The 6,630-nt window shown below is 33.6% G+C and carries 8 protein-coding genes (1 of these 8 cut by a window edge); 3 read left to right on the top strand and 5 right to left on the bottom strand.

The genetic code is table 11. The features are described 5' to 3' along the window. Positions 1 to 753, bottom strand: the 5' portion of a protein-coding gene (locus BN1242_RS06845; protein ID WP_062353235.1) for a nucleotidyltransferase-like protein. Its footprint begins 120 nt before the window's first position; only the first 753 of its 873 coding nucleotides appear in the window; its start codon is at positions 751 to 753; the stop codon falls past the left edge of the window. A 413-nt stretch (positions 754 to 1,166) separates the two neighbouring features. Between BN1242_RS06845 and BN1242_RS06840 the strand changes: the two genes are divergently transcribed. Continuing rightward, complete coding sequence (locus tag BN1242_RS06840) at positions 1,167 to 1,535, top strand: YgzB family protein (RefSeq protein ID WP_062353232.1); 369 nt, start codon at positions 1,167 to 1,169, stop codon at positions 1,533 to 1,535. 183 nt (positions 1,536 to 1,718) lie between these two features. On the opposite strand, the gene perR is transcribed toward BN1242_RS06840, so the two are convergent. From perR to bcp, 4 genes are all read right to left on the bottom strand, one after another. Beyond that, positions 1,719 to 2,156: a peroxide-responsive transcriptional repressor PerR gene (gene perR / locus BN1242_RS06835; protein WP_062353229.1), complete on the bottom strand. Its 438-nt coding sequence runs from the start codon at positions 2,154 to 2,156 to the stop codon at positions 1,719 to 1,721. A 318-nt stretch (positions 2,157 to 2,474) separates the two neighbouring features. Then, a complete protein-coding gene (locus BN1242_RS06830) occupies positions 2,475 to 3,020 on the bottom strand; it encodes a cob(I)yrinic acid a,c-diamide adenosyltransferase (RefSeq protein WP_062353226.1) in 546 nt (181 codons plus the stop codon). Position 3,021: 1 nt separating this feature from the next. Further along, on the bottom strand, positions 3,022 to 3,972 hold the full coding sequence (locus tag BN1242_RS06825) for a D-2-hydroxyacid dehydrogenase (RefSeq protein ID WP_062353222.1): 951 nt from the start codon (positions 3,970 to 3,972) through the stop codon (positions 3,022 to 3,024). Between the two features lie 318 nt (positions 3,973 to 4,290). Next, the gene (bcp, locus tag BN1242_RS06820; RefSeq protein ID WP_420806010.1) at positions 4,291 to 4,752 is read right to left on the bottom strand and encodes a thioredoxin-dependent thiol peroxidase; all 462 of its coding nucleotides are present in this window, start codon (positions 4,750 to 4,752) and stop codon (positions 4,291 to 4,293) included. Positions 4,753 to 4,935: 183 nt separating this feature from the next. Here bcp and BN1242_RS06815 point away from each other — a divergent pair, with 183 nt between their 5' ends. Both BN1242_RS06815 and BN1242_RS06810 read left to right on the top strand, forming a co-directional pair. Continuing rightward, entirely contained in the window at positions 4,936 to 5,349 is a 414-nt protein-coding gene (locus tag BN1242_RS06815; RefSeq protein ID WP_062353217.1) for an ion channel, read from the top strand. Positions 5,350 to 5,480: 131 nt separating this feature from the next. Then, positions 5,481 to 6,539, top strand: a complete 1,059-nt coding sequence (locus BN1242_RS06810) for an FUSC family protein (RefSeq protein WP_062353213.1) — start codon at positions 5,481 to 5,483, stop codon at positions 6,537 to 6,539. The last annotated feature ends 91 nt before the right edge of the window (positions 6,540 to 6,630 follow it).

Below are 6,630 nucleotides of genomic sequence, written 5' to 3'. Positions count from 1 at the left end.
TGAGTATAGTTTTAACTCCTCTTGTTCAATTATCTCTTGAATGGACCAGTTCTCTTTTTCATTTAATATTTCAATTAAATGGGCAGCACCTATATTTGCTCGCGAATGAATAAAGAAATCGCTAGCTAAAAACAATAGCTCTAATCTTTTCTTTAGTGGTTCGTGGCTATTGACAAGTTCTTCATATAACTTAACTATTTCTGGTTCAATTTGTTTGACTTGATTCCAAAGTGCTATTTCTGGATGAATGCCTTTTTCTATTAAAGCAAGTCGCCCGAGATGGTGTAGCGCATGAACGATGTAACTATAGGCATCCATATATTGTTGTCCTTCGTACAGCTTCTTTCCTTCCGTATATCTTTTTATCAATTTCGCATATTCAATACCAATCTTTAATTTCCGTTCATGAAAAGGAAAATCTTTAATTTCCGTAATTAGATTATGTAGAAAATCATTGCGATCAAAAATAATTTTCCCGTAATAGAGCCAGTCAAAAACTTTCCGATTTGAACTTAATAATATCCATTCTTTCAACAAATTAATACTAATTATATATAATGCAATTTTGTTGTCCTCATATTGATAGTGCTTAACAAATTGCTCTTTGCTATATTCATTAGTAATAACTAGTAAAATATAGTCGAATGTATTCGTATCAAGTTCTAGATGGGTTCTTTTTTCAATTAGTAAAATACCGCTTGTTGATGGATTGCTCGCACGCTCTTGATAAATTGGTCTTAATATATTTTCCATAGTAACTTCCTCCACTTTTCATTAACAAATCATTTCGCCAGCTCTATAGTAAATTCCTTCTACGTAACAAATTTGCCACATTTACGTACATATCTCTTTTTATTAACAGAGAGATGCTTCCAACTTTTCTGTGGTTAACCCAAACTCAACATAACCACATTTAAACATCGATCACTCTTGTTAGTAGTTGGATATTTAATTTTTCCATCTTGTGCAACAGTCATTAAACATATCTACACTTTCGCTCTAATTTATAAGTGATTCAACTTTCAACACTACGAGAGAAATTAAACAGAAATAAATTGTGAATAAATGAACAAATATGAGTTAGAGAAAAAGGAACAATATTAAGATGTTTCCTTTTAGTCTTTATATCGGTATATGTTATATTTTCCTTAAGGGGGAATTCATTCATGGCAAAATACTCAAGTAAGATTAATAAAATCCGTACTTTTGCTCTTAGTTTAATCTTTATTGGCGTTGTCATTATGTATGCGGGTTTGTTTTTTCAGAAATGGCCAATTGTAATGGTCATCTTGATGATCCTAGGTTTTCTAGCAATAATCGGGAGTACCGTCATTTATTTAATGATTGGAATGTTATCTATGAAAGCTGTTCAAGTTATTTGTCCTACTTGCGAAAAACCGACGAAAATATTGGGACGTGTTGATATATGTATGCATTGTCGTGAAACTTTAACACTCGATCCTGATTTAGAAGGGGTAGAGTTTGACGAAAAATACAATCGAAAAACCCAGCCAGAAAATACTGTTGCAAAATAAGTTTTCATATTGAGTTCTAATGAAGAGGATGTAACGTGAACAACTAACGAAGTTGCGCCGCTCGTCTTAATGTCTGCTTAAAGTTGTTTGTTAATGACGCGAACCATTAGAATAAGTTTCTATAGTCGGTAAAAAATAAAATGCTGTCCTAGCTAAGCTTCGGACAGCTTTTATTTAAAGTATTCAATGTGCTTCTTTCTTTGAACATTCTGAGCAAGTTCCATAAATTTCCAAACGGTGATGACTGACTTTATATCCTGTTACATGTGACGCAAATTGTTCAATTTCATCAAGGCCTGGATAATGGAAGTCAACGATTTTCCCACAACTTTCACAGATTGCATGATAGTGATCGGAAGTAGTAAAATCAAAACGGCTAGAGGAATCTCCGTACGTTAATTCTTTTACTAGGCCGACTTCACGAAAGACACGTAAATTATTATATACTGTTGCGACACTCATATTTGGAAATTTGCCTTCTAATGCCTTATATATTTCATCTGCAGTTGGGTGGGTCATTGAATTTATCAAATATTCAAGTATCGCATGACGTTGTGGAGTAATACGGACACCTGTTTGTTTCAATGTATCTAAAGCTTCTTTAAGATGGCTTGTAGACACTCGCCATGCACCTCTTTTCTTAAAAGGAATATTATTATCATTTAATAATCTTTATAATTAGTTTACATGTGGGTATGATGTTTTGTCAATTAAACAACCTAGACAAAACATAATTATTGGCTTAATTTCACCAATTATTCACTTTTTGACCGTAATTACTTTCAGTAAAGTATAAAAATCATCCACTTTACATATAGTTTATGTTGTCATTTGTTTAATATCACGGTTTATTTTATCTATATTTTTACAACATCGTCAATGCTAGTTGTACAATATTTCTATCAATATTGTGAAGTTTTACTCAAAGCGTTTCTCGGGTTAAATTTGCAAGTTTTCTTCTTCCATATTTAATAAATGATTTATGAATCTTGCAGCAACAAATAAAAAATCAGATAACCGATTTAAATATTTTAATACGAGTGGATTAACATTTTCGATTCCTACCGTACTTCTTTCTGCACGTCGGACAATCGTTCTCGCTGTATGGAGGCATGCGCCAGCCGGATGGCCCCCTGGCAAAATAAAATTAGTGAGTTGGGGGAGTTGTTCATCCCACGTATCAATTATCTTTTCCAATGCAGTTACATGCTCATCAGTCAATGACCACTTTACCGTTTTCCCTTCTGGCGTAGCGAGTTCTGCACCGACATGGAATAAAGTCGTTTGTATATTTGTTAGGGCAGCAATAATTTCGCTTTTCTTTTCAAATTGCTCTCTGTTCATTAAACTAATCGATACACCAATAACTGAATTTGCCTCATCGCATGTTCCGTATGCTTCAACTCGTAAATCATTTTTTGCAACCCGTGATCCGTAAATTAGTGAAGTTGTTCCTTTATCTCCTGTTTTTGTATATATTTTCAAATTAATACCCCCGATCCAAATCAACTAAATTAATAAAGTCAGAACCGTTCGTTAAATAAGTGGTTAAATTATGCTGAAATATTTCAAATGAACGTGGTAAATACATTTCTGTGACGCTAGATATATGTGGTGTGATTGTCAAGTTTTTGCAAGTCCAAAATGGATGTTCATTCGGTAATGGTTCTTGCTGGAATACATCTAAATACGCATGACCAATTTGTCCGGCTTCTAAAGCTTCTAACAGATCCGCTTCCACAACAGCATCTCCCCGACCAATATTAATAAACACTGCATCGTTTTTCATTTTTGAAAACTGTTCTTTAGCGAATACATTTTTCGTTTTCGGAGTGCTAGGCAACACATTGACAACGTAATCCGCCTTTTCTAGTTGTTCATTTAAATCGGCTAGAGAAAAGACAGCATCAAAATTTTCCAGCAAATTACCACTCCGAGTAATTCCAATGGTTTGCATGGAAAAAGCTTTAGCGAGTTTTGCAATTTGACTGCCAATGGCACCAGCACCAACAATTAATAATGTCTTACCGAATAATTCATGCATTGATACTCTGCGGTTCCATTGTTTATTTTTCTGTTGTTCGATAAAAGTAGCTTGATTTTTCGCATGTTGTAACATGTAACCGATCGTAAATTCAGCCATCGGGATTTTATGTATGCCGCGAACATTCGTGACGATAATTTCTCGTTCTTTCAGTGCTTGAAACGGCATCTTTTCTAATCCTGCAGAAAACACCATAATCCATTTCAGATTTTTCGCCCGCTGAACGACTTCTTCGGTAATATCATCTCCAAATGTTAAAATAATCTCTGCACTATCAACCGCCTTTTCAGCGGCATCGATATTTTTAAAAAAGTGGAATTGCAAATTAGGAAATTGTTGTTGTATTTGATTTTGTAATTTTTCATCTCGATTAAAGGTCGCTACGATATGCAATTTTCTTCCCCCTATCATTTTAATTCCCTTCGCCCTTGTTACACGTTATCGGTGGGACGGCGACGACTACCATCTTTTCGAAAAACTTATCTAGTTTCATCCTTCATATAGGTTAGTTATATTTTATCATTTAACACTTTCAATGCCTAAAAAAAAGGTCATTCCCTAGATTCCCTTGGAAATGACCTTGAAAAAAGAGTGAAGATTTTGAGGAGGTATGCCCTAATATACACTATGCACATATATAGGATATGCATGGACATGTGCCTGTATTCAATAAAATAAGGCGCATGACTTATTAATTTGTTTTTACTTATCCTACATTGTTTTAATAAAGTTGAGTACTTCTTCCACGTGACCGTTTACTTTTACTTTTCGCCACTCTTTTACTAATTTTCCTTCTTTATCTATAAGAAAAGTAGAACGTTCTATGCCGATAAATTCTTTGCCGAACATTTTCTTCGGTTTTAAGACATCATAGTATTTTGCCAATTGTTGATCGTCATCAACTAATAATAAAAAGGGCAAGCCATGTTTTTCAACGAATTTTTTATGCTTATCTAAAGGATCCCCGCTCACGCCAAGAATGACCGCATCTAAGTCAGCAAAGTTCGTATGTTGATCCCGAAAACTGCATGCTTCCGTTGTACATCCTGGTGTCATGTCTTTCGGGTAAAAGTAAAGCACAACATACTTACCGTGAAAATCAGATAATTGAACTTCTTCCCCATTACTCGCTGTCACCTTGAAGTTTTCCACTTTTTCTCCAACTTTTACCATTATTTAAAACCTCCTTCATACGTTTTCAATCTTTAATGATTTATTCTAATTTTAACAGTAACGAATTGTTGAACAAAAAACAAATAATTCGCGTTCATCATATTTTCCGGAATGATTATAACCGGACAAGCGTATATATGGATAAGCATATGATTAAAAATCATCCTTTAGTAGAGGTGGTTTATGTTTGGCATAGTTATTTTTTTTGTTACAATTCTTTGTATCATGTTAAGTATCCGAACGCTATTTTTACCAGAGGCGTTACAGGATAAATACATTTCATGGGAAAGCTTTTTTTATTTATTAATAGTGTACTCGACGATTTTTATCGGTTTTGGTATGATTTATTTCATTATCATCGATTCAGGGTTCGGACAGTTTTATGAAAATGGAGAACTGTTAAGTGGTAGTTTTTTTCATAAATTAAAGGTTTGTTTTTATTTTAGCGGGATAACTTTATTTTCAATCGGGTATGGGGATATCTCCCCACTTGGATTAGCAAGAGGAGTCGCGGTTATCGAAGGATTGATTGGTTATACCATTCCTGCTGCATTTGTCGTGCGTACAGTTATTGATGTTAAAAAGGAAAAGATTTAATGATGGTAATTTTTTTGCGGCTTGGAAAATGAGTTTAGTCTAGCTCGCTTAATTTACAGTTCGTTAATAGCAAAAAATGCATTTATCCATTATGATGAAAGTAAATATAGTTTGGAAAGGAAAATAAACATATGAAACTGGGTGCCCGTATATTAAAAACGGGAATGGCTGTTGTATTAGCATTATTTGTTGCAGAGGTCTTTCAACTTCCATCTCCTGTCTTTGCAGGGATTGCAGCTGTTTTTGCCATTCAGCCTTCAATTTATCGTTCGTATTTGACTATTATTGAACAAGTTCAAGGAAATATCATCGGCGCCATGATTGCCGTCCTCTTTGTCCTATTATTCGGGAATCATTATATTTTTATCGGGCTTGCGGCAATTATCGTTATCATTATTAATTTGCAATTAAAAATCGAAAACACTATATCACTATCATTAGTGACTTTAATTGTAATTATGGTTGCACCTGATGAAAATTTTATTTCTTTTGCAGTAATAAGATTTTTAACTATTTTTCTCGGTATTTTTTCAGCGTTTTTGATTAATTTAATTTTCTTGCCGCCAAAATATGAGACAAAATTATTTTCCTCAATATCAGACATAACGGGCGATATATTAAAATGGATTCGATTAAGTAATCGTCAAGCTGCAGAACATTTACTATTGAAAAAGGATATAAGCTCCTTAAAGGATAAATTAATTCATCTTGATCAAATTTATTTATTTTTTAAAGAGGAACGGACAGTACTTAGGAAAAATCGTTATCAAAAACAGCGGAAACTAGTTATTTATCGGCAGATGATTACTTTAACAAGGAAATCTCTAGACTTATTGAAAAAAATTCATCATTATGAAAACGATCTTCAAGATTTGCCAGAAATGACATGGAAGCAAATCCAGGAAAAATTAGATAATTTGACAAGTAATCATGAACATATATTAATGCGTTACTCCGGCAAAGCGAGACAAATCCACGAAGAGAAAATGAGCGAATATGAGGCAAACTTTGAAGAGTTATTAGTAATGTTTACTCATTTTCAAACGCTCGAAATGGATAAAATGGCTATTACTCATATGCTACAAATCATATCTATGATGATGGATTATAATGAGCAATTGGAACATTTGGAAATATTATTAAATAGCTATCAAGCTTTTCATAAAAATGAAATGGAAATGGTAGAGTAGGCGGAGAAATGGTTTTGCTTCTGGAGAGTGAATATTTTTTAAAAAAGCGGTCCTTCATCAGAATTAGAAAAGATAAACTTGCAACAGTTAT

The organism is Bacillus kwashiorkori, from assembly GCF_001375515.1.
GTDB lineage: Bacteria > Bacillota > Bacilli > Bacillales > Caldibacillaceae > Bacillus_BK > Bacillus_BK kwashiorkori.
The sequence above is the reverse complement of the archived record's forward strand: the minus strand, read 5'-3'. Positions and strand labels throughout refer to the sequence as shown.